The 23,129-nt window shown below is 57.1% G+C and carries 19 protein-coding genes; 12 read left to right on the top strand and 7 right to left on the bottom strand.

Translation table 11 applies throughout. The annotated features are described in order from the left end of the window. Positions 1-157 precede the first annotated feature (157 nt). From B6S08_RS05495 to cysS, 4 genes are all read right to left on the bottom strand, one after another. Positions 158-1,291 carry a DcaP family trimeric outer membrane transporter gene (locus B6S08_RS05495; RefSeq protein ID WP_094199735.1) on the bottom strand — a complete coding sequence of 378 codons (1,134 nt, stop codon included), beginning with the start codon at positions 1,289-1,291 and terminating at the stop codon, positions 158-160. 480 nt (positions 1,292-1,771) lie between these two features. Beyond that, positions 1,772-2,170, bottom strand: a complete 399-nt coding sequence (locus tag B6S08_RS05490; protein ID WP_094199734.1) for a hypothetical protein — start codon at positions 2,168-2,170, stop codon at positions 1,772-1,774. 254 nt (positions 2,171-2,424) lie between these two features. Further along, positions 2,425-2,703 carry a hypothetical protein gene (locus B6S08_RS05485; protein WP_094199733.1) on the bottom strand — a complete coding sequence of 93 codons (279 nt, stop codon included), beginning with the start codon at positions 2,701-2,703 and terminating at the stop codon, positions 2,425-2,427. Between the two features lie 116 nt (positions 2,704-2,819). After that, entirely contained in the window at positions 2,820-4,199 is a 1,380-nt protein-coding gene (gene cysS / locus B6S08_RS05480; RefSeq protein WP_094199732.1) for a cysteine--tRNA ligase, read from the bottom strand. A gap of 153 nt (positions 4,200-4,352) precedes the next feature. On the opposite strand from cysS, the gene B6S08_RS05475 reads away from it, so the two are divergent. The 11 genes from B6S08_RS05475 to B6S08_RS05425 all read left to right on the top strand — a co-directional run bounded on the left by B6S08_RS05475 (position 4,353) and on the right by B6S08_RS05425 (position 18,243). Further along, positions 4,353-4,850, top strand: a complete 498-nt coding sequence (locus tag B6S08_RS05475) for a peptidylprolyl isomerase (RefSeq protein WP_094199731.1) — start codon at positions 4,353-4,355, stop codon at positions 4,848-4,850. 70 nt (positions 4,851-4,920) lie between these two features. Continuing rightward, on the top strand, positions 4,921-5,652 hold the full coding sequence (lpxH, locus tag B6S08_RS05470) for a UDP-2,3-diacylglucosamine diphosphatase (RefSeq protein ID WP_094199730.1): 732 nt from the start codon (positions 4,921-4,923) through the stop codon (positions 5,650-5,652). 5 nt (positions 5,653-5,657) lie between these two features. Beyond that, complete coding sequence (locus tag B6S08_RS05465) at positions 5,658-6,029, top strand: diacylglycerol kinase (protein ID WP_094199729.1); 372 nt, start codon at positions 5,658-5,660, stop codon at positions 6,027-6,029. A 298-nt stretch (positions 6,030-6,327) separates the two neighbouring features. After that, on the top strand, positions 6,328-7,539 hold the full coding sequence (locus B6S08_RS05460) for a M24 family metallopeptidase (protein WP_094199728.1): 1,212 nt from the start codon (positions 6,328-6,330) through the stop codon (positions 7,537-7,539). A 172-nt stretch (positions 7,540-7,711) separates the two neighbouring features. Next, positions 7,712-9,313, top strand: a complete 1,602-nt coding sequence (locus B6S08_RS05455; RefSeq protein ID WP_094199727.1) for a BCCT family transporter — start codon at positions 7,712-7,714, stop codon at positions 9,311-9,313. Then, positions 9,314-10,078 (top strand): creatininase, encoded by a 765-nt coding sequence (locus B6S08_RS05450; RefSeq protein WP_094199726.1) that lies wholly within the window; start codon positions 9,314-9,316, stop codon positions 10,076-10,078. Between the two features lie 72 nt (positions 10,079-10,150). Then, the gene (asnS, locus tag B6S08_RS05445) at positions 10,151-11,545 is read left to right on the top strand and encodes an asparagine--tRNA ligase (RefSeq protein ID WP_094199725.1); all 1,395 of its coding nucleotides are present in this window, start codon (positions 10,151-10,153) and stop codon (positions 11,543-11,545) included. A 141-nt stretch (positions 11,546-11,686) separates the two neighbouring features. Further along, the gene (locus B6S08_RS05440; protein ID WP_094199724.1) at positions 11,687-13,408 is read left to right on the top strand and encodes a BCCT family transporter; all 1,722 of its coding nucleotides are present in this window, start codon (positions 11,687-11,689) and stop codon (positions 13,406-13,408) included. A gap of 318 nt (positions 13,409-13,726) precedes the next feature. After that, positions 13,727-14,938 carry a M24 family metallopeptidase gene (locus B6S08_RS05435; RefSeq protein ID WP_094199723.1) on the top strand — a complete coding sequence of 404 codons (1,212 nt, stop codon included), beginning with the start codon at positions 13,727-13,729 and terminating at the stop codon, positions 14,936-14,938. A gap of 301 nt (positions 14,939-15,239) precedes the next feature. Continuing rightward, on the top strand, positions 15,240-16,703 hold the full coding sequence (locus B6S08_RS05430; RefSeq protein ID WP_094199722.1) for a sodium:solute symporter family protein: 1,464 nt from the start codon (positions 15,240-15,242) through the stop codon (positions 16,701-16,703). 172 nt (positions 16,704-16,875) lie between these two features. Next, complete coding sequence (locus B6S08_RS05425; RefSeq protein ID WP_094199721.1) at positions 16,876-18,243, top strand: DASS family sodium-coupled anion symporter; 1,368 nt, start codon at positions 16,876-16,878, stop codon at positions 18,241-18,243. A 13-nt stretch (positions 18,244-18,256) separates the two neighbouring features. On the opposite strand, the gene B6S08_RS05420 is transcribed toward B6S08_RS05425, so the two are convergent. Both B6S08_RS05420 and B6S08_RS05415 read right to left on the bottom strand, forming a co-directional pair. After that, a complete protein-coding gene (locus B6S08_RS05420; RefSeq protein WP_094199720.1) occupies positions 18,257-19,495 on the bottom strand; it encodes an NAD(P)/FAD-dependent oxidoreductase in 1,239 nt (412 codons plus the stop codon). A gap of 209 nt (positions 19,496-19,704) precedes the next feature. Next, entirely contained in the window at positions 19,705-21,126 is a 1,422-nt protein-coding gene (locus tag B6S08_RS05415) for a sodium:solute symporter family protein (RefSeq protein ID WP_094199719.1), read from the bottom strand. Positions 21,127-21,271: 145 nt separating this feature from the next. On the opposite strand from B6S08_RS05415, the gene B6S08_RS05410 reads away from it, so the two are divergent. Next, positions 21,272-22,213 carry a LysR family transcriptional regulator gene (locus B6S08_RS05410; protein WP_169716364.1) on the top strand — a complete coding sequence of 314 codons (942 nt, stop codon included), beginning with the start codon at positions 21,272-21,274 and terminating at the stop codon, positions 22,211-22,213. Between the two features lie 22 nt (positions 22,214-22,235). Here B6S08_RS05410 and B6S08_RS05405 read toward each other — a convergent pair whose 3' ends face one another. Continuing rightward, on the bottom strand, positions 22,236-23,093 hold the full coding sequence (locus B6S08_RS05405; protein WP_094199717.1) for a LysR substrate-binding domain-containing protein: 858 nt from the start codon (positions 23,091-23,093) through the stop codon (positions 22,236-22,238). Positions 23,094-23,129: the final 36 nt, after the last annotated feature.

The raw sequence follows: 23,129 nt of genomic DNA, 5'->3' as shown, positions 1-23,129 counted from the left end.
TTACACCATTGAAATTAAAAAAGTGAAGCGTTTTGTTTGACTTTGTTAACCGGCGATTAACATTCCTGTATCAAGGTGACAGGAAAATAAAAAAGTGCCGGGCAGGGGCCGGCACTGAAAGGGGGTACATCCACAGGGAACGGAAAAACGAGCGGGTTTAAAAGCGGTACATCACCATGCCCTGCAGGCGGGTGGCGTCGCCTTCACGGCCATCCTGCACTTCACGGATGTGGTGGCCGATTTCAACCCCGTAACTGATGGCGCCGATGGGCGACCAGATATAGTTGAGGTGAATGGCCTCGAATTGCTCGGTGCTGTCGCCGCCCAGGGCGCCGGCCCGTACCGCATCGTCGATATCTGAGCGGGCAATGCCATAGCCCAGGGTGGCTGCGCCGGGGCCGGCCTTGACGGTGATGCCGGCCGTGGCGCCGCTGGCCTCGATGGTTTCCAGCTCGCCAGTGACGGGGTTGATATAGCCGGGGCGGGAAGGGCTTCCTTCCAGATAACCGCCGATGCCGTCGCCGTGGGTAAGGGCGCCGCGCAGGGTGACGTCGCCCAGCTGGTAGCGGGCCTCCAGGCTCAGGCCCCAGCCAAAGGCGGTTTCATCGTTGTCTGTGCTATCCCGGTAATATTCGAGCTGGCGCAGCACCGCCGATGCGCCGTAGGCAAAGGCGCCGGACTGACTCTGGTAGCGCAGGGTAAGATCCGGCAGGCCGTTCTTGCTTTCATCGGGGGCGCTGACGGAGACCTCTCTGCCCAGGTTTCCGGGATCTTCAAGGGCAACGGAAAAGTCGCCCTGGGTGTAGCGCAGCTGTGCCTGCCGGCTTGCATTGGCCATGCCCGGCCAGGGGGCGAAATCAATGGTGGGGTACATGGCGATGTTACCGCCAAAATTGCTCCAGGTCTGGCCCGCTGTGATGCCATTCCACTCACCGTAGGCGTGGCGCAGGCGCAGGTTGCCGCCGCCGCTGCCGTAAAAGTCCCCCTCAACATTGACCATGAGGTCGCCTCGTGGGGTGGGGGTGAGGGTGCTAATCCCCAGTCGGCTCTGAAAGGCGTGCAGGTTGGTGTGTCCATCGGGGCCTTTCTCTCCGTCGAGCCGAATCTTGTTGCGATCCACGAAGTTGCCCAGATCTGCATCCAGATCGTGAATGATGTCCAGCTTGGCATAGCCATAAAGGCTGGCCTGGGTGCCGTTGAGCTGAAAATCAACGGCCTGGGTGGTGCCGGAAACCAGCAGGGCGGCCACGGACAGGGCGAAAGTTCGGGAGGTATTGCAAGGGTGCTTCATGGGCAATCAAGTCCTTTGGTATGCATGTTTATCCTGACGTTTTTGCGTGAGCTCACCGGCCCCTCTGCCTTCAGTGGCAAGGGCGGACGGGGTAACGGCAGGGAGTGAGAGAGTTGATTACAGAAAGAACGTAAAAGTGACACACCATTACAGTTTGTTTTGGAGTGATTGAGTTTCTTTTCCATAAGAACTTCTCGGCATCCTTGCCGCTTATATGGCAAAAAAAGTTGCCAGTATCGCTCATTCGTAGCCATCACCACTTAAACCCGATGTGGGGGTAGGTAGTGATGTGATACACAATAAACCATAAGTTTTTATTTGTGTAAAATATCTGTTTGGTTTTTGTTGTGTTCCGGGCGGTGCATGCCGAAGGGCGGGGGGAGCATATGGGCAGGCAATGTGAGCCGAAGGCGTGAGACGCGGACACTGGACGCAAAAAGGGGGAGCATGGCTCCCCCTTTTACGTTTGCCTTGTGGCGCTTATTGCTGGCTTTCTTCCACCACTTCGCTGACCTTGCGTTCGGCCTCGGCGGCGGCCTCGTCCATGGCTTCGGCCATGGCGTCGGTTTTTTCTTCAACGGCCTGAGCGGCATCGCTCAGGGCTTCACCGGCGGCATCGGCCTGTTCACTGGCGGCCTGGGCGGCTTCGTCCATGGTTTCATCAATGGACTCGCCCAGTTGCTCCATGGTGCCTTCTTCTTCCATACCCAGGGCTTCCTGAGTCTCGTCCATGGTTTGCTCGGCCTGCTCCTGTACCTGCTCCACGGCGTTATCCATGTTCTCGCCGGCCTGCTCCGCCGGGCCCTTGTTGTCACAGGCTGCCAGGCCAAAGGTGGTGACGGAGGTAAACAACAGAATATTCAGCAGTGACTTGTTCATAGGTTCTCCCTGTTTTATCAAGCGGGGTTGCGGGATATTCCGCTTTTTGGTGACGACATAAACAGTAATAGCCCAAATGGAGCATATGCAACAGCCATGACAATATTCTTTCAGATTGGTCGAATAAGAAAAATCCTTTCTAATCAATGGTTAGCCCGTTTTTGCGAAGCCGGTTGACGCAACGAGCAGTGTCTTGGGTGCATCGTATATGACGAAGTCTGTCCTGAAGTGGTAATTGTTCATCCGCTTTGTCGTCAGCCGGCCGGCTGTGTGGCCTCGAGAATGTCGGCCAGCCTGTTTTCCGCTTCCTGCGAGGCCTGCTCCACCACTTGCTGGTGCTGCTTTTTCTGCTGCTCGATCACCTCGGGCTCGGGGCGGGCCTCGGCGGGCAGGTTGGGAGAAGGCTCGGTGTTGAAGCCGGCTTGCACCACTTCATCAATATGGTCTTCCACGTCGGCGGCGGGGCCTTGCGGCTCGCAGCCGGCCAGCAGGGCAAGGGACAAGGTGAGGGCGGTAAGGGTCAGAGTTTGCATATTCAGGCTCCTGTAAACTGCACATCGGCCACGGTCATTCCAGTCAATAACCGTCGGTATATAAACATCAAGGGCACCATATTGGTGCCCTTGGCGCAAATTTCAACCGTTTTGCCTTATTTACGGCGCCAGCGGGTACCTTCGGGTCCGTCTTCCAGCACAATGCCCATGGCGGTAAGGCTGTCGCGGGCGGCGTCGGCGGCGGCCCAGTCCTTGGCCTTGCGGGCATCGAGGCGGGCCTGGATCAGGCGCTCAATCTCGGCGACCTCATCGTCGGCACCGGCATTGCCGCGCAAAAAGGCCTCGGGCTCCTGCTCCAGCAGGCCCAGCACGCCCGCCAGCTCGCGCAGGCGGCCGGCCAGGCCGGCGGCGGCGGTGTCGTCCTTGCCCTTCTGGCGGTTGATTTCCCGGGCCAGATCAAACAGCACCGAGTAGGCCTCGGGGGTGTTGAAGTCGTCGTCCATGGCGGCAGTAAAGCGGGTGACAAAGTCGTCGCCACCGGCGGCGTGAACCTCGGGCAGATCCCGCAACGCGGTGTAAAGCCGCTCCAGGGCGGTGCGCGCCTGTTTCAGGTTTTCGTCCGAGTAGTTCAGCTGACTGCGATAGTGGCCCGACAGCAGGAAGTAACGAATGGTCTCGCCGTCGTAATGGCCCAGCACGTCACGAATGGTAAAGAAGTTACCCAGCGATTTGGACATTTTCTCCTGATCCACCATCACCATGCCCGAGTGCATCCAGGTGTTCACGTAGGGGCTGTGGTTGGCGCAGCAGCTCTGGGCGATTTCGTTTTCATGGTGGGGAAACTGCAGATCCGAGCCGCCGCCGTGAATGTCGAAGTGTTTGCCCAGGTGCTTGCCGTTCATGGCCGAGCACTCGATGTGCCAGCCCGGGCGGCCCGGCCCCCAGGGAGATTCCCAGCTCGGCTCACCGGGCTTGGACTGCTTCCACAGCACAAAGTCGAGGGGGTTGCGCTTGGCCTGCTCCACTTCCACCCGGGCGCCCGCTTGCAGCTGCTCCAGGTTCTGGCCCGAGAGCTTGCCGTAGTCGGCAAAGCTGTTGACCTCAAACAGCACATCGCCGTTGTCGGCCACATAGGCGTGGCCGTCTTTGATCAGGGTGTCGACCATATTAATGATTTCGACAATGTGGTCGGTGGCCTTGGGCTCGATATCGGGGCGGGCAATGTTGAGGGCATCAAAGTCCCGGTACATTTCCCCGGTCAGGCGCTCGGTCAGGGCCTGCCAGTCTTCGCCGTTTTCGGCGGCGCGCTTGATGATTTTGTCATCAATATCGGTAACATTGCGCACAAAGGTCAGATCGTAACCGGCGTAGCGCAGGTAACGGGTGACCACGTCAAAGGCCACAAAGGTGCGGCCGTGGCCGATATGACAGAGATCGTAAATGGTCACACCACACACATACATGCCGACCTTGCCGGGCACCAGGGGTTTGAATTCTTCTTTTTGACGGGTCAGGGAATTGTATATTTTCAGCATGTTTCCGTGTCTTGGTGGTGGTGAGTGGTATATCAAGATAGCGCTTATTGAACCGTTTATGGCCACTCTGTGCAAGCCCGGCGGCGCGGGGGTTCGCTATCGCCGCCGCTTGCGCTAAACTCGGCACCTGAACTCACTACGGAATGAACGAACATGGTTACACTGCACACTACCTACGGCGACATTACCCTTCAGCTGTTTGCCGACAAGGCGCCGGAAACCGTTGCCAACTTTCTGCAATACTGCCGCGACGGCCACTACGACAACACCCTGTTCCACCGGGTGATTGACGGTTTCATGATTCAGGGCGGCGGCTACGGTCCCGGCTTTGAAGAAAAGGAAACCCGTGCCGCCATCAAGAACGAAGCCGACAACGGCCTGACCAACAAGGTGGGCGCCATTGCCATGGCCCGTACCATGGAGCCGCACTCGGCCACCGCCCAGTTCTTTATCAACGTCAACGACAACGACTTCCTCAACTTCAAGTCTGCTACCACCCAGGGCTACGGCTACTGCGTGTTCGGTGAAGTGAGCGAAGGCATGGACGTGGTCAACAAGATCAAGGCTGTGGCCACCGGCACTCGCGGTTACATGCATCAGGACGTACCGGTAGACGACGTGCTGATCACCGGCGTCACCGTCAGCGAATAAGCTGCTGCGCCGTTTGTTGCAATGCCCGCCTCGGCGGGCATTGTTGTCTTTGAATCCCGGATTTTCATTCATGCCCCATACCCTGTTTATTGCCGATCTGCACCTGAGTCCCGGCCGGCCCGATATTACTCATGCCTTTCTTGCCTTTATGCGTGATGAAGCGCCCCATGCCGACGCCCTTTATGTGCTGGGCGACCTGTTCGAGTTCTGGATTGGGGACGATGAGCCGAGTGTGCTTAACCGGCAAGTGGCGGCGGCATTCCGGGCCTGCAGCCAGGGCGGCACGCCGGTGTATTACATTCACGGCAATCGGGATTTCATGATTGGCCGGCGTTTTGCCGCCGAGGCGGGCATGACCCTGCTGCCCGAACATCAGGTGATTGACCTGTATGGCACGCCAACGCTTATTATGCACGGCGACTCCCTGTGCACCGACGACGCCGGCTATCAGCGCTTTCGCCGCATTACTCGACTCGGCTGGCTGCAATGGCTGTTTCTGCGCCTGCCATTGAAAAAACGGATGGGCATTGCCGAAGGCATTCGTGGCCGAAGCGCGCGCTCCAAGCAGGAAAAGAGCCTGACCATCATGGATGTGAATCAGGGAGAGGTAGAGCGACAACTGCGCAATGCCGGCGTGCAACGGCTGGTGCACGGACACACCCACAGGCCGGCCATTCATGAATTTGCGCTAGACGGCCAGCCCGCACAACGCCTGGTGCTGGGAGACTGGTACACTCAGGGCAGTGTGTTGCGTATCGGTCCTGCCGAGGCCGAGCTGCAAAGCCGAGAACTGGAGGGATAAACCAGATGAAACCGGGCAAAACCGGACTGCAACGGGTGCTGGCGGCCCTGGGCTATTCCCGCCAGGGGCTGGCCAGTGCTTACCAACACGAGGCGGCGTTTCGTCAGGAAGTGTGGCTGGCGCTGGTGCTGGTGCCTTTTGCCTTCTGGCTGGATCTGGGTTTAAGCGAAACCCTGTGGCTGGTGGTGAGCCTGGGCATGGTGCTGGTGGTAGAGCTGCTCAATTCCGCCATTGAAGCGGTGGTGGACAGGATCGGCCCCGAGCATCACGAGCTGGCGGGACGGGCCAAGGATACCGCCTCGGCGGCGGTGCTGCTGACCCTGCTGCTGGCGGTGCTGGTATGGGGTTTGGTGCTGGGCAAACATTTTTTTCATTGATGGGTTGCCCGCCTACAGGGGAGTAAGGGGGTGGGCGAGTGGCAAATTGTGTCCACAGATGGTTACAAAGTGGACCAATTGGTTAAAACTTTGTGATGCTTATCTGCTTTCAGGCACGATGAGCTGGCGCTTTTGCTAATATGCATAACAAGGTATTAACAAGCTAAATGGGCTGATTTGAAGTATTCATTTCTGTTATGGACGGGCAGGCTCTAGCATCAGGGACATGCGCTAACTCAGCCATTACATGGGGCGCAGTTAACAACCCTGTTACCGAATATAAGGAAGGAGCCTTACCATGCAGATGCCCAACACCCTGACCATTCCCAACGGTGAAAAAGTTCGCGGCATGTTTTCCGAGGCGGAAATGCGTTCCCGCCAGCAGAAGCTGCGCCAGTACATGGCCGCCAACGACGTGGACGCCGTGCTGTTCACTTCTTATCACAACATCAACTACTTCAGTGACTTTGTGTACTGCCGTTTCGGTCGGGACTATGGTCTGGCGGTAACTCAGGACATTCACACCACCATCACTGCCAACATCGACGGTGGCCAGCCTTACCGCCGCAACGCCCTGGGCGACAACCTGGTTTACACCGACTGGCAGAAGGACAACTTCTTCCGTGGTGTACAGCAGCTGATTGGCGGCGCCCGCCGCGTGGGTGTGGAATTTGACCACCTGAGCCTGCAGAACCTCGACAAGCTGAAGGCCGCCATGCCGGAAGCCGAGTTCGTCGACATTGGCGTGCCCACCATGAAGATGCGCATGATCAAGTCTGCCGAGGAAATTGCCCTTATCAAGCAGGGTGCCCGTGTGGCCGATGTGGGCGGCGCCGCCATTCGTGACGCCATTGGCGTGGGTGTGCCCGAGTATGAAGTGGCCCTGGCAGGTACTCAGGCCATGGTACGTGAAATTGCCCGCACCTTCCCCCATGGCGAGCTGATGGACACCTGGGTATGGTTCCAGTCCGGTATCAACACCGACGGCGCCCACAACCCGGTGACCAGCCGCAAGATTGAAGCCGGCGACATTCTCAGCCTGAACACCTTCCCGATGATCGGTGGTTACTACACTGCCCTGGAGCGGACCCTGTTCAGCGAGCACGTGTCCGACCGTCACCTGGAGCTGTGGGAAATCAACTGCAAGGTACACCGCCGCGGTCTGGAGCTGATCAAGGCCGGTAACCGCTGCAGCGACATCGCTGCCGAACTCAACGAAATCTTTGCCGAGCACGACGTGCTGCAGTACCGCACCTTTGGCTACGGCCACTCCTTCGGTACCCTGAGCCACTACTACGGTCGTGAAGCCGGCCTGGAGCTGCGCGAAGACATCGACACCGTACTGGAGCCGGGTCACGTGGTGTCGATGGAGCCGATGATCATGCTGCCGGAAGGCCTGCCCGGCGCCGGTGGTTACCGCGAGCACGACATTCTGGTGATCAGCGAAAGCGGAGTGGAAAACATCACCCGCTTCCCCTTCGGCCCTGAGCACAATATTATCAAGGGCTGATGAAAGCAGGCCTGCCCGCGAGGGCGGGCCTTTTACGTTTAAGCGGTACCTGTGATGCATGGACAGTGTCACAGTTTCGATAACGAGATGTACCTGAGGGTGAAAGACGCCTGACAGTATATTGAGGTTACTGAGAACAGCCGATGAAGGCAGTTCCAAGGAGTTGAACGTTATGGTTCTCAATCAAGGCCTGTTAAAAGGCATCAATCCACATATCATGTTTATCTCCCTGCTGATCACAGTGGGGCTGGTCGGTTTTGCCCTGGTTTATCCTGCTGAATCGGCTTTCCTGGTCGATGCCGTCAGAACGGTCATCACAATTTCCGCCAATGCCTGGTACGTCATTCTGGCGGGTTTGTTTCTGGTTTTCTGTATCGGCATTGCCTTCAGTAAATACGGAAAAATCAAGCTCGGCGACGATCACGAAAAACCGGAGTTCGGTTACTTCGCCTGGTTCGCTATGGTATACGCAGCCGGGCAGGGCATTGGTATCATCTTCTGGTCCATTGCCGAACCCATGTTCCACTTTTCCAGTGGTTCTCCATTTTCTCCTGCCGTTGGTGATCAGGCTGCAGCCGAATCCGCCATGGCGATTTCCTTCTTCCACTGGGGACTGAATGCCTGGGCCATCTACTGCGTAGTCGGCTTGTCGCTGGCCTTTGTCTGTTATCGACTGAAAAAGCCTCTCAGTATCCGCTATACCCTTTATCCGCTGTTTGGTGACAGGGTTACGGGCCGCTGGGGCGTGCTCATCGATGTGATCGCGGTATTTGCGACCCTGTTTGGCATCGCCACCTCGCTGGGCATGGGGGCTCAGCAAATCAACGCCGGGCTGTCGGAAATATGGGGCATACCGCAAAGCGAGAATGTCCAGCTGGTACTGATCTCTGTTATTACCGTTTGTGCGTTGATTTCCGTACTGACCGGTCTGAAGCGGGGGGTGAAATACCTGTCCATTGGTAATATGTGGCTGACGGTACTGCTGCTGGTGTTCTTCTTTGCCTTTGGCCCTACCCTCTACATTCTGAAGACGCTTTTCGGTGTGACCTTTGACTACGCAGCTCAACTGGTTAACTTCAACATCTACATTGAATCCGCGCCGACTGATGCCGACGCCAGCTGGAAGAGCATGTGGCAAGGCTGGTGGACCGTATTCTACTGGGGCTGGTGGATGTCCTGGGCACCGTTTGTAGGGGTGTTTGTCGCTCGTGTATCCCGCGGCCGTACTATTCGAGAATTTGTTCTGGGCGTGGTCGGTGTTTCTTCCCTGTTGTCCTTTGTCTGGCTGGCAGCCTATGGTGGTACTGCGCTTTATCAGGACCTGTTTAACGACGCCGGTATTGCCGCCGTGGTAAGCAACGATGTAGCGAAGGCACTCTATGCCACCTTTAAAAGCATGGACTTGGGTTATCTATCCACCATGGCGATGATTGTCGGTACCTTATTGGTAGCCACCTACTTCATTACTTCGTCCGACTCCGGAACTTTGGTGCTGACCACCATCATGAGCGAGGGTAATGAACATCCCCTTAATCGCCACCGGGTGATGTGGGGCATCATGCAGGGGGTGGTAGCCGCCGTTCTGCTGGTTGTAGGCGGCGACGCGGCCCTGAGTTCGCTGCAAACCGCTTCTATCGCCGCAGCCCTGCCGTTTTCCCTGATCATGTTGCTGATGTGTTGGTCCCTGTATATCGGCGTCAGGGCCGAACATCAAAGAATGGGCGCGACCAAAGCATACCGCACCGCTAGTGCTGACTCCAAAGAGGTAAATTAAATGGTTAATCTGGAACAGATGGATTGGCAGAGCTATGCCAAAAAGGTTGAGGATGGCAACACCGTTATCATGTTGCCCGTCGGCGCCATAGAGCAACATGGCCCACATATGTCGATGAACCCGGATGTGTTGATCCCCACGGCGATCTCTGAAGGGGTGGCGAAAAAGTCGGATTCTATCCTGGTAGCCCCCGCCATTGCCTACGGCTACAAATCCCAGGTGAAGTCCGGTGGTGGCAACTTCTTTCCGGGCACCACCTGCATTAATGGCAAGACCCTGATCGATGTGGTGAAGGATGTGCTGGTGGCCTATGCCCGCCATGGCAACAGAAAGTTCGTGTTGGTAAACGGCCACTTCGAAAACTCCATGTTCCTGGTGGAGGGCATCGATCTGGCCCTGGAGCACCTGCGTCATGAGGGTATTCAGGCCCAGGTGATGCTGCTGTCTTACTGGGATTACGTTACCCAGGAGACCATCACAACCGTCTTCCCCGATGGCTTTACCGGCTGGGACGTGGAGCATGGCGGCGTACTGGAAACCTCGCTGATGTTGCACCTGCATCCGGACTGCGTCGACATGGACAAGGTGGTGCATCACCATCCGGCGACCTTCCCTCCCTACGATATTTTCCCCTCGGAGCCGAGCTGGGTGCCATCCTCGGGAACCTTGTCATCGGCCAGGAATGCCAGCGAAGAATATGGAAAGCTGCTGTTCGATGTTTGTGTTGACGGTATTTATGGATCGGTAACCGAACGGTTTTGCTGATATTTAAACGTTAAAATGACTCGAGGTAAGCCTTCCCGAGAAGGCTTACTTTTGTCGCTGTAAGGTAATGCTATGCACTCTTCTATATTTAATATCCAAGCAAAACATAAAAGAGGTGACCTGGTTACTGTAAAAGGATGGGTCAGAACAAGAAGGGATTCCAAGTCCGGGGTGTCTTTTATTAATCTTTATGATGGATCCTGCTTTGACAGTTTGCAGGTGGTGGTGCCGGATAATCTGGAAAATTATCAGGAAGAAGTGCTGAAACTGACCACAGGCTGCTCCTTGATGGTCAAGGGTGAACTTGTTAAATCATTGGGAAAGCAGCAGAGCCTTGAACTGAGAGCGGAAGAGGTGCTTGTGGTCGGCTGGGTGGATGACCCTGACAGCTACCCCATGTCGCCGAAACGACATAGCCTTGAATACTTGCGAGAGCATGCCCACTTGAGGCCCAGAACCAATGTTATTGGGAGTGTGGCCAGAATAAGAAACTGTATTTCTCAGGCCATTCATCGATATTTTAATGAGCAAGGCTTCCTCTGGGTCGCATCGCCCATTATTACAGCGTCTGATTGTGAAGGGGCAGGGCAGATGTTCCGGGTGTCAACTCTGGATTTTCAGGATCCGGCGCGAGATGAACATGGTAAGGTCGACTTCGAGAAGGATTTTTTTGGCAAAGAAACTTTTCTTACGGTATCCGGCCAGCTGAATGCCGAGGCCTATGCTTGTGCTCTGAGTAAGGTGTATACCTTTGGTCCGACTTTCAGAGCTGAAAATTCAAATACCAGCCGCCATTTGGCCGAGTTCTGGATGGTAGAGCCAGAAGTTGCTTTTTCCGATTTGAATGAAAGTGCGGAGCTTGCGGAAACCCTGCTTAAAGCGATTTGTCGCGCTGTACTGGCTGAACGTGCAGACGACCTGAGGTTTCTTTCCGAATATTCTGGTGAGGATTTATTTTCGCGGCTTGATCAGCTTGCCACCATGAGTTTTGTTCATATTGACTATACCGAGGCAGTAGCCATCCTGGAACAAGCTGAGCGTGATTTCGAATTTCCGGTGTTCTGGGGAGCTGATTTATCCTCCGAGCATGAGCGTTACTTAACAGAACAACATTTTAAAGCCCCTGTTATCGTCAAGAACTATCCCAAGGATATTAAGTCTTTCTACATGAAGCTTAATGACGATGGTAAAACGGTGGCCGCAATGGATGTGCTGGCACCGGGAATTGGAGAGATAATTGGGGGTTCCCAGCGCGAGCACAGACTGGATGTGCTGGATGCAAGAATGGATGAGCTGGGAATGAATCAAGAGGATTATGACTGGTACCGCGAGCTCAGACGATATGGCACCGTGCCGCATGCGGGGTTTGGACTGGGCCTGGAGCGAATGGTGGCTTATGTTACGGGACTGGGTAATGTTAGAGAGGCAATTCCGTTTCCGCGTACACCACGAAATGCCAGCTTCTGATTAAAATGTAAAACAGAATAATTTAAATTATGAGCTTGATCTGAACTCTGGGTTTTAGTGATTCAGTCAGGCTCTCTTTCATCTAAGAAGCCGATGTCAAGGGATTTGGTTGACAGTAATATAAACAAGGAGGGGTGTTAAATGGCGAATCATAAATCAACAAACAATCACCCGGGCGATTGCCCATCTATAAACCAGGATCTAACCGTTCCAAGGGTTATGGGAGCTGACCTGCCGGCGGTTAGTCGAATGTTGATTCAACTGACACCTCCTGTCGTTATCATTGCTCTAATTGTGATGGTGTTGAGAAACCCTGAAGGTGTTGCAGGCATTATTTTCGAACTGAGGACATATGTAACAGGAGGGTTTACCTGGCTATTCATTTTATACTCGGTCTTCGCTGTAGCTGTATGTGGCTGGCTAGCCTTCAGTAAGGTAGGAAAACAAGTTCGCCTGGGAGGGCCTGCGGCTAAACCCGAGTACAGTAACTTTGCCTGGTACTCAATGTTGTTTGCCTGTGGGCAAGGGGTTGGACTGATATTCTGGTCAGTCGCTGAGCCAATTATGTTACGCGATGATAGCCCTGTTGTGCGGGCGGTGGAAGGTGATGTCGCAGCTGGAGGAATCGTTTGGACGTACTTTCATTGGGGATTTACCGCATGGGCCATGTATTGCATAGTTGCAGTGTGCCTAGCGTACTCGCATCATAATTTAGGTAAAACCTTGACATTTCGTGAAGCGACGGTAGATATGTTGCCGCAATGGCTACAAGGGTCTATTGGTGTGCTTGTCGAGCTGTTGGCAATTATGGCTACGGTGTTCGGGTTGGCAACGTCTTTTGCTTTTGCTGCAATGCAGTTTACTTCCGGCCTAGGCTCATTTACCTCAATCAATGGTGGGGCGACCATTTGGTTTTTGGTTATTGTCGCATTAGGTTCCGCTGCTGCTATATCAGCCTTTTTTGGTATCGGGAAAGGGATGAAGTTGATTAGTGAAGCAAATTCAGTTCTGAGCATAGTGCTTGTTGCTGCAGCCTTCATATTTGGTCCGACTCTCTTTATTCTGTCTAATGTAACACAAACCTTTGGCTCGTATTTTAGTCATTTCATTCCGATGAGTTTTTGGACAGATGCACCCAATAGTGCGGAACCACTAAATTCATGGCAGCAAAGCTGGAATGGCTGGTGGACGGTATTTATCTGGTGCTGGGTCATTGCTTTTTCTCCCTTTGTTGCCGGGTTCATCGCTCGTATCTCCCGTGGTCGTACGCTTCGAGAGTTTGTGGTGGGAGTTACTATTGTTCCATCCTTGATTGTGATGCTTTGGATAGGGATATTGGGCTCTGCTGCCATTTACTACGATGATCAGACCGGTCGCAGCATATCGGCTGCCGTAGGTGAAAATGTATCTAGTGGGCTGTTTGCCATGCTGGAGTCGATCCCTGTTGTGGGAAGCTTACTTCTGGTTGTAGCAACAGTCTTGGTTGCAACCTACTACGTTACATCGTTAGATGCAGGAACTTATGCGCTCGCAGAGTTTGTTTCCGCACCGAAGAGCTCGGGAGCGTGGTTTAGAGTTGCTCTGGTTATAAGTATTGCCGCGGTAGCCACGGTTCTGCTAACACTAGGGGGGAGTGGCGTTGTGGATACTGTACAAACAGGAACCATTGTTGGTGCATTTCCTTTCTCCATCGTTATATTGATCATGATTGTCAATATGATTAAGCGGTTGCTTAATAGAGATAGCTACATAAAGGAGCTAGAGAAAGCAGTAAATAATCCAGATCCTGAAGTAAACCTTAGCGTTGATGAAAATGGTATTCTTCGTGCGATAAATAATAGTGAGCTTCTTAAAAGTGAGTGATTGTTGTGATTTTTAATGCGTTTAAATTTTAATATGCTCCCGGTGATATTCTGTTTAATGAATAAAAAACAGAGTATCACTTTTTATTTGGAATGCCTCTCCACTCACTAGGGCTGTAATCAGACAATTTACGGGGCCTAGCGAGGTGGTAATTGCGCCAGTGTGGTTACATTGCATTAACAATCCAAATGCGGTGATTTAAAGTATTCATTTCTGTTATGGGCGGCCAGCCTCTAGCATCAGGGACATGCGCTAATCAGCCATTCATGGGGCGCAGTTAACAACCCTGTTACCAAGCTAGAAGGAAGGAGCCTTACCATGCAGATGCCCAACACCCTGACCATTCCCAACGGTGAAAAAGTTCGCGGCATGTTTTCCGAGGCGGAAATGCGTTCCCGCCAGCAGAAGCTGCGCCAATACATGGCCGCCAACGACGTGGACGCCGTGCTGTTCACTTCCTATCACAACATCAACTATTTCAGTGATTTTGTGTACTGCCGTTTCGGTCGGGATTATGGCCTGGCGGTGACCCAGGACATTCACACCACCATTACCGCCAACATCGACGGTGGCCAGCCTTACCGCCGTAACGCCCTGGGCGACAACCTGGTGTATACCGACTGGCAGAAAGACAACTTTTTCCGGGGCGTGCAGCAGCTGATTGGCGGCGCCCGCCGCGTGGGGGTGGAATTTGACCACCTGAGCCTGCAGAACCTCGACAAGCTCAAGGCCGCGTTGCCGGAAGCCGAGTTTGTGGACATCGGCGTGCCCACCATGAAGATGCGCATGATCAAGTCCGCCGAAGAAATTGCGCTTATCAAGCAGGGGGCCCGCGTGGCCGATGTGGGCGGAGCCGCCATTCGTGACGCCATTGCCGTGGGCGTGCCGGAATACGAAGTGGCCCTGGCCGGTACTCAGGCCATGGTGCGCGAAATTGCCCGCACCTTTCCCCATGGCGAGCTGATGGACACTTGGGTGTGGTTCCAGTCCGGCATCAACACCGACGGCGCCCACAACCCGGTCACCAGCCGCAAAATCGAGGCCGGCGACATTCTCAGCCTGAACACCTTCCCGATGATTGGCGGCTACTACACCGCGCTGGAGCGGACCCTGTTCAGCGAGCACGTATCCGACCGCCACCTGGAGCTGTGGGAAATCAACTGCAAGGTGCACCGCCGTGGCCTGGAGCTGATCAAGGCCGGCAACCGCTGCTGCGACATCGCCGCCGAGCTCAACGAGATCTTTGCCGAGCACGACGTGCTGCAGTATCGCACCTTTGGCTACGGTCACTCCTTCGGCACCCTGAGCCACTACTACGGCCGTGAAGCGGGCCTGGAGCTGCGGGAAGACATTGAAACCGTACTGGAGCCGGGTCATGTGGTGTCGATGGAGCCGATGATCATGCTGCCAGAAGGTCTGCCCGGTGCCGGTGGCTACCGCGAGCACGACATTCTGGTGATCAGCGACAGCGGCGTGGAAAACATCACCCGCTTCCCCTTCGGCCCTGAGCACAACATTATCAAGGGCTGATAAAGAGCAGGCTCGCCGGTCCGGTGAGCCTGTCTTGTTTCACGGCAATGAAGGGAAAATTGTTGCCGTCTACTTCTGGTGAGGCCGGCCACGGCCGGTGGAATCAGTGCCATTAAACCCGCTTCGCAAGAAGCCGCTCAAAGAGGTAGCAGTCATGTTGATTGAATCCTGGACCATGGAATGGTTTGCCTATCTGAACGCCATCATTCTCGCATGGGCCACCCTGGCTTACGTCTACCGGCAGCATGCCGGCAAAAGCGACCGCTGAGTTAACCGACCCCACGATCAAAGGGAACGAGTGATGGAAAACTATTCATTGTTGAACTGGGCCCTGCTGCTGGGCTCCTTCGGTGTGCTGATCCTGATTGGTTACCTGTCCAGCCGGGTAGTCAAAGACAGCGACGAAACCGGCTTTCTGGTGGCCGGCCGCAGCCTGGGGCCCTTTGTGGGCGCCGGCACCATAGTGGCCACCGGCTTCAGCGGCTGGGGCTTTATGGGCTCCCCCGGTGTGGCCTACGAGTTTGGCTCGGTGGAAGTGCTGGGCAATTTCTTTTTCGCCCCGGCCATGGTGATCGCCGTGCTCTATTTTGCCCACTTTCTGCGCCGGCGCGCCGAAGAGCTGGGCAGTTGTACCATTCCCGAGTATGTGTCTCAGGTGCATGGCGGTGGCGACCGGCTCGAGCGCTGGGTCAAGGGTGTGGCGGCCACCATTACCATAGTGCTGCTGCTGGTGTTTCTCACCAGCCAGATCAAGGCGGTGGGCCTGCTGGGCGCTTCCTGGCTGGGCATTGAGCTCACCGAAAGCGCCTTGCTGATGATCTCGGTGATCATTCTCTACACCATGCTCGGTGGCCTGGCCGCGGTGGCCTGGACCGATACCCTGATGGTGGCGGGCATGGGCATCGGCGCCGTAGTGATGATGGTGCAGATCTTTACCGACATTAGCCTGAGCGAGATGATTGACCGTCTCAATGCCATCGATCCGGCGCTGCTCAACCCGAGCACCTCGGCGCCTTACGGCGAGAGCAAGGGCTCGGTGTTTCTGGTGCTGCCCTATGCCTTCCTGTTTACTGCCGTGTTGCCTTATATGGCGGTGCGCTTTCTGGCCTTTAAACCGACCGTGAAGATGCACCAGGTGGCGATCTGGGTGGCGCCCATGGGCTGCCTGCTGAGCCTGGTGCCCATCGTGGGCATGTATGTGCGGGTGGCACACCCCGAGCTGGCGGAAGCGGATCAGGCCATGCCGGTCTATCTGGCCAACTTCCTGCACCCGGCACTGGCGGGCGTCATCACCCTGTTTATTCTGTTCGCCATGAAGTCCACCGCCAACTCGCTGTTGCACACGGTGTCGAGCGCCGCCTCCCACGACCTGCGTACCGCGCTGTTCCCTCACAGCACCGCGTCCGGCGCCCGTATTCTGTGGATCAACCGTATCTGGGTGGCCATTCTGGGCTTTGTCGGCTTTTTGATGATGCTGTATGCGCCGCCCTTTATGCTGTCCTGGCTGGGTATTCTTGGCTCCGGCACCCTGCTGGCGGTGATGATAGGTCCGGTATTCATCTCCTCCTTCTGGCAGGGCAATGGTTACGGCGCCCTGGCCGCCATGGTCACCGGCTTTGTCACCAGCGGCAGCTTCCTGCTGTTGACCGATGTGGGCTGGGTGGAGGGCCCGCTCTACGGCTGCCTGGCCTCGTCCGTCATCTATGTGGCGGTGAGCAAGCTGACCCAGGGCGCTACCGCCGGCACCCTGGCCCGCAGTTGCTGAACCGTGGTCGAAACATAGCTGTAACAAGGCCCGGCATGTCCGGGCCTTTTCGCGCTTGGCGGCGGCGAACAGCGGTGGCCAGGATCACGTTTTGAGCATCGTCGTATATTCTTGCCGCTTGGCTTTCTGATAAGCTCCCGCGCCTTATTTGAAACCCATAGCAGATAAACGTATGGTTAACGACGCCCTTCAGCAAGATAATAAACTGAGCATCAAGGGGTGGATATTGCTGGCCGATATCGCCCTGTTTGTCCTTTTACTGATGTTTCTGCCCTTTGAGCCCGGTGTCAACAAGGGCCTCAGCCTGCTGATCTTCATTGCCGTGCTGTGGCTGACCGAGGCCGTGCACATCACCATTACCGCGCTGATGGTGCCGCTGCTGGCGGCGGTGATGGGCATATTGTCCACCGGGGCGGCGCTGGGCAACTTTGCCAACCCCATTATCTTTCTGTTTCTGGGGGGCTTCGCCCTGGCCGCGGCTATGCACAGCCAGGGGCTGGACAAGCTGATCGCCAGCCGCATTCTGCGCCTGGCCAACGGCCGCCTGAGCCTGGCGGTGGTGTTGATGTTTCTTACCGCCGCCTTTTTGTCGATGTGGATCAGCAACACCGCCACCGCTGCCATGATGCTGCCCCTGGCCCTGGGACTGCTCAGCTGCCTGGATCAACAGCAGCACAGGGCCACCTATGTGTTTGTGCTGCTGGGCATTGCCTACAGCGCCAGCATTGGCGGCATTGCCACCCTGGTGGGCAGCCCGCCCAATGCCATTGCCGCCGCCGAAGTGGGCCTGAGCTTCAGTGACTGGATGGCGCTCGGCCTGCCCATTACCCTGATGCTGCTGCCGCTGACCATCGTTATTCTTTACCTGTTGTTCCGCCCGCAGCTCGGCCAGCGAATCGAACTGCCCGAGGAAACGGTCAGCTGGACCGGCAAGCGGAAAATCACCCTGGCCATCTTTGCCGTCACGGTGGCGCTGTGGATTTTCTCCACGCCCGTTTCCGCCGCCCTGGGCGGACTGGCGGGCTTCGATACCCTGGTGGCACTGCTGGCCATCACCCTGATTGGCCTGAGCCGGGTGGCCGAATGGCAGCATATTTCCAAGCATACCGACTGGGGCGTGCTGCTGCTGTTTGGTGGCGGCCTGACCCTGAGCAGCGTATTGCGTGACACCGGCACCAGCCTGTTTCTGGCCAACGTGCTGGCGGATCTGCTGGAAAACGCCAGCCCCTTTGTGATCCTGCTGACCGTTACCGCCTTTGTGGTGTTCCTGACCGAACTGGCCTCCAACACCGCCAGTGCCGCGCTGTTGGTGCCGGTGTTTGCGGCGGTGGCCGAAAGCCTGGGGCTGACCCCGGTCATGGTGGCGTCGGTGATTGCGGTGGCGGCCTCCTGTGCCTTTATGCTGCCGGTGGCCACACCGCCCAATGCCATCGTGTTCGGCAGCGGCCTGATCCGTCAGGGACAGATGATGAAGGCCGGTTTTGTGCTGAACCTGGCCTGCATTGCCGTGCTGGCCTGTTACTTCTACCTGCTGGGCTGAGCCCGGCCACACCTTAGATAAAGCGTGCGGGGGACAGGCTGGCAAGCAGCTTGTCCGTCTGTCGGCCGGCCACGCAGTCGGCCACCAGCCGACCGGTGATGGCGGCCAGGGTCATGCCCAGGTGGCCATGGCCAAAGGCCAGCGTGATCCGTTTATGCCCTGGCAGCTGGCCGATGATCGGCAGGGAGTCCGGCGTGCTGTGGCGCACCCCCATCCACTGTGACGACACCGACACCGGCTGGCCAAACAGGCTGGCGGCCCATTCCTGCATGTGGCGGTAGCGACGCTGCGCGGCGGGGGCGTCGGGCCGGGCAAACTGGGTGGTGCCGGCGATGCGAATGCCCTGGTCCATGGGAGTGGCGTAAAAGTAACGGGAAAGCCAGCCCACGGGCCGGTTCAGCGTCACCTGTTGCCGGTCCAGCATCAGGTGATAACCCCGCTCACTGACCACGGGCAGATTTACGCCAAGGGGGGCCAGCAGCGCCTGGTTGCCCAGTCCGGCACAGAGCACGACGGCATCGGCACCGAGTGTCTGGCCGCCGGCCAGCACCTGTACCCTGTCTTCGTACGGCGTCAGCCGGTCCAGCTGCGACGGCACATATTCCAGCCCCCGCCGCTGCAACTGCCGAAACAGCCGGACACAGAGACCTTGCGGATCGCGCAATGACCAGGTGTTGGAATACCAGAGCCCGCCGGTCAGGCCCCGCACGTTCAGCGCCGGCTCCAGTGCCAGTACGGCCTTCGGCACCAGCGCCTCGCAGGCCACGCCATCCCGCCGCTTGGCGTCGGCCAGGGCGCCCAGTTGCTGCTCCGTTATCGCCGAATCCCGAAATATCTGCAGGCAGCCGGTTTGCTGGTACAGCCCGGGCGAGTTCAGGCTCTCCAGCAGTCCTTTTTGCAGTGCCGCCCCCCTTGAAACCAGGTCCACCAGGGTTTGCTTGTTGTTGTTAAAGGCCTCGCTGGCCATGGCCTGCAGAAAGCGCCGGCCAAAGCCGCCGAGGGCGGCCAGGTAGCGTGGCTCCACCGAGAGCGCGGGCTGGCGGCGAGTCAGCTCCCGCAGCATGGCGCGCAGGCTGTCGGGGTTGGACAACGGCGTGGTGGCATAGTCGGCGATCAGCCCCGCATTGCCGGCAGAGGTGCCGGAGCCGGGGGCGTTGGCGTCCAGCAGGGTAACCCGGCAGCCCTGCTCCAGCAGGGCGTTGCAAACGGCCAGCCCCACAATGCCGGCGCCGGCCACAATAATATGTTGCATGGTAAATCAACCACTCAAATGAACCGAAGAAGACAATGTTCCGGCCGGGCGTGCCGGCCGGTTCACGAGTCTGGGTGAGGCAGGGGGAGTGCCCCCCCTGCCGGTCAGTTGTCCTGGTAAAAGCGGTAAGACATGACCCCCACCGCCAGGGCGGTCAGAATGCAAATGGCGGATGTGGCATATATAACGAGTTCAAACCAGTGCATAACTCAGCTCCTTGCCCAGTCGTTGACGGTGTGCAGCTTGCCCCGACGGGACTTGCAGATGTGGTAGATGATAAAGAAGGTCAGCAGGTTGGCGGAGACGCCGGCCACCAGCGCCGAGAGTCCGGTGACGTCGGCCAGAGGCCAGGGGCCCCATTTCCACACCAGGGTGACCAGGGCACCGGCGAGAATGGCGCCGATGGCCGATTTGCTGCATTTCAGATCCAGCAGCACACCCAGCACAAAGGGCACCAGAATGGTGGGGGCCCACAGTGAGTAGCTGAGCAGCAGGGCGTCGATAATGGAGGTGGCATAAAGGGCAAAGACGATGGCACCGGCGCCGATCAGCAGGTTCATCAGGCGTTCAATCCACAGCTTTTTCCGTTCATCCACCTCGGGGTTGATAAAGCCCTGGTAGATATCCCGTACAAAGATCACCGTGGCCGAGTTGAGATAGGAATCGGCGGTCGACATCACCACCGCCAGCAGCGAGGCGAGCACCAGGCCGGTAATGCCCAGGGGCAGGGCGGTACGGATCAGCTCGGGCATGGCCAGATCCGGGCTGATGTTCGGGTAGAGAATAAAGGCAACCAGGCCAATGGTGGAGCTGACGAAGTAAAACAAAAAGCCGAACAGCCCGGAGACGGTATAGCCAATTTTGGCATGGCGGGAGTCCGGGGCCGACAGCGCCCGCTGGGTATAGGGAGGCACCAGGGTCTCACCCAGCAAAAAGGCGATAAACAGGCTCAGGAACATGCCCGGACCGTAATCGCCCATGATGCTGAAATGGCCGTCGGGCAGGCGGGCGATCAGGGCTTCGGCACCACCAACTTCATGCACTCCAATCAGCAGGGTTACCGGCATAAAGATGGCCAGCATCAAAAACTGCACCACGTCGGTCTGGATCACCGCCCACATGCCGCCGATGGTGGAATACAGCAACACCACCCCCATGCCCAGCAAAATGCCGGTGGTGATATCGATACCGAGAATGGCGTTGAACACGGTACCCACGGCCAGGGCCTGGGCCCCCAGAATACCCACGCAGAAAATCAGTGAAAAGATACCGGTGATCAGCCGGGAGTAGCGACCGAAGTGGTATTCCATGATATCCCCCACGGTCTGGGCGCCGATATAGCGCTTCAGCCGGGGAGCGATGAAGATGCCGGTTAGCACGGTGGCGATGGGAAAAGCGCTGGCGGCAAACATAAAGGCATAGCCGTGATCAAAGGCCTGACCGGCCCGGCCCATGGAGGCGCCGCCACCGAGAAAAGAGGCGGCCAGGGTGGCAAACAGCACGGGCCAGATGATGCGGTTGCCGGCCACGGCAAAGTCGTCGCTGGAATTGACCTTTTTGATACTTCGGTAACCTATGTACCCCAGCAGTATGAAGTAGGCCAACAGGCCTGCTACGTCCAGGTAATGCATAACAATCTCCTACGTCCGTTGTTTGTTGCGAGAGTGTACTGATTATGTTAATCGTGAAGCCATAAAATCAAATAATGCTTTTTGATGGATGTATAAATTAAATTTGTACCCAATTGGCATGAACAAGGACGCGGAGAAAGTTGCCATGAACCCCAAGGTCAATGCGAAACAACTGCACATTTTTCAGGAGGTGATCCGCAGTGGCAGCATCAGCAAGGCGGCACGCCGGCTGGGGCTGACACAGCCGGCCGTGAGCACCGCCATAGCCAACCTCGAAAGTGACATGGGGTTTATGCTGTTTCGGCGCAATCATTACGGCACCGAGATGACCGCAGAAGCCAAATCCTTTTCCGAGGGAGTGGAGCGTGCGCTCAAGGCCCTGAACAACCTGGAAGAGCTGGCATCAGATCTGAAGCACGGCCGCACCGGCAAGCTGCAGATTGGCTGCATGCCGGGCATGGCCACCCTGGCGCCCGCCATGGTGGCGACCTTTATGGGCCATAACCCCGGGGTCAAGCTGTCGCTGCAGACCTTTCCGTCGGGCAAGGTGGAGGAGTGGGTGGCCGGGGGGCACTTTGATCTGGGGATAGTGGAAAAACCCCAGGCCAAAAACGAGCTGGAAATCTGGCCCTACCGTTTTCGCATGTTGTGCGCGCTGCCGGCGGGCTCACCCCTGGCGGACCGGCGGGAAATCACCATTGACGATCTGGAAGGGCTGCCCCTGATCACCCTGGGGGACGGCCATCAGAGCACCATGCAGCTGCGCAGCCTGGCCCACCGGCACAACCTGGCCCTCAACGTGGTGGCCGAAACCCAGCTGTTTCCGTCGGCCATGGGCCTGGTCGACGCTGGCGTCGGCTATACCCTGATCGACCCCATTACCGCCATGGAATACGGCAAGCGCCATGACTGCTCCGTGGTGCTGCGGCCGTTTGCGCCTCAAGTGGAGTTTGAAGTGGCCATTATTCTGCCGCGTTTTCACCTGACGTCACGGTTGTGCCAGCGCTTTCATGTCGCGCTGAAGGCGGAGTTCGACGCCATGGCGGCACGCTTTGCCTCGGCCGGGCAGTATGCGGTGCGAGGCTGAAGCGTTCCGTTCCTGGCTTGGCTTAGAGCGCGTTCAGCCCCTGCCTGAGGTAGTCGAGCAGCATGCGGCCGGCGGAGGTCAGTTCGTTGGCGTCGTAACAAAAGCCGATGGACACGCTGCCCAGATCCGGGCAATAGGCATAGAGGGGGGACGCCTCCAGTCCTTCGGGCACCGTGCTCTTTGACAGGGCGCTGATGCCGAGGCCCGCCTTGATGGCGGAGTGTATGCCCAGCAGGCTGGAGGTGCTGTACACCACGCGCCAGGGCAGGTTGGCGCGGGTGAGGGCATTGATGATCGACTTGCGATACAGGCAGCCTTTGGGATAGAGAATGAGCGGCAGGGGTGCGTCCGGCGACAAGATCATGTTGCTGTTGCGCACCCACACCAGGGGCTCAGTAATGTAGTCGGTCAGCTGCGGATGGTGGGCACGGCTTTCCTCAATGGCCATTACCAGATCATAGGCGCCCTTCTTGTAGTCACTCAGCAGGTTGGCGCTGATGTCGCTGCTCACGTCCAGGGTGACGCCGGGATAGGCCTGGGAGAAACGCCCCAGGGTGGTGGCCAGAAACGACACTTCAAAGTCATTGGGAATGCCAAGGCGCACCGAGCCACTGACCCTGGGGGTGCCCAAGCGGGAGATCAGGCCGTCGTTGAGATCCAGCATCTTCTGGGCGCAGCTCAATAACAGCTGGCCTTCCTCGGTCAGTTGCAGGCCCTGACCGCGGTTGAACAGTTTGGCGTCAAGCAGCTCTTCCAGCCGTTTCATCTGCAGGCTGACGGCGGGCTGGGAGCGGCCGAGCCGCTCGCCGGCCTGGGTAAAGCCCCCGAGCTGGTTGATGGTGACAAAGGTACGCAGCAAATCCGTGGGCAGGTTCTTCATCCTGAAGCATCGCCATTTGAAAGTTTAATGCCCGTA

The sequence above is a fragment of the Oceanimonas doudoroffii genome (genome assembly GCF_002242685.1).
Taxonomy (GTDB): Bacteria; Pseudomonadota; Gammaproteobacteria; order Enterobacterales; family Aeromonadaceae; genus Oceanimonas; species Oceanimonas doudoroffii.
Note: the sequence above shows the minus strand (reverse complement) of the source record. Positions and strands in the feature narration are given on the sequence as shown.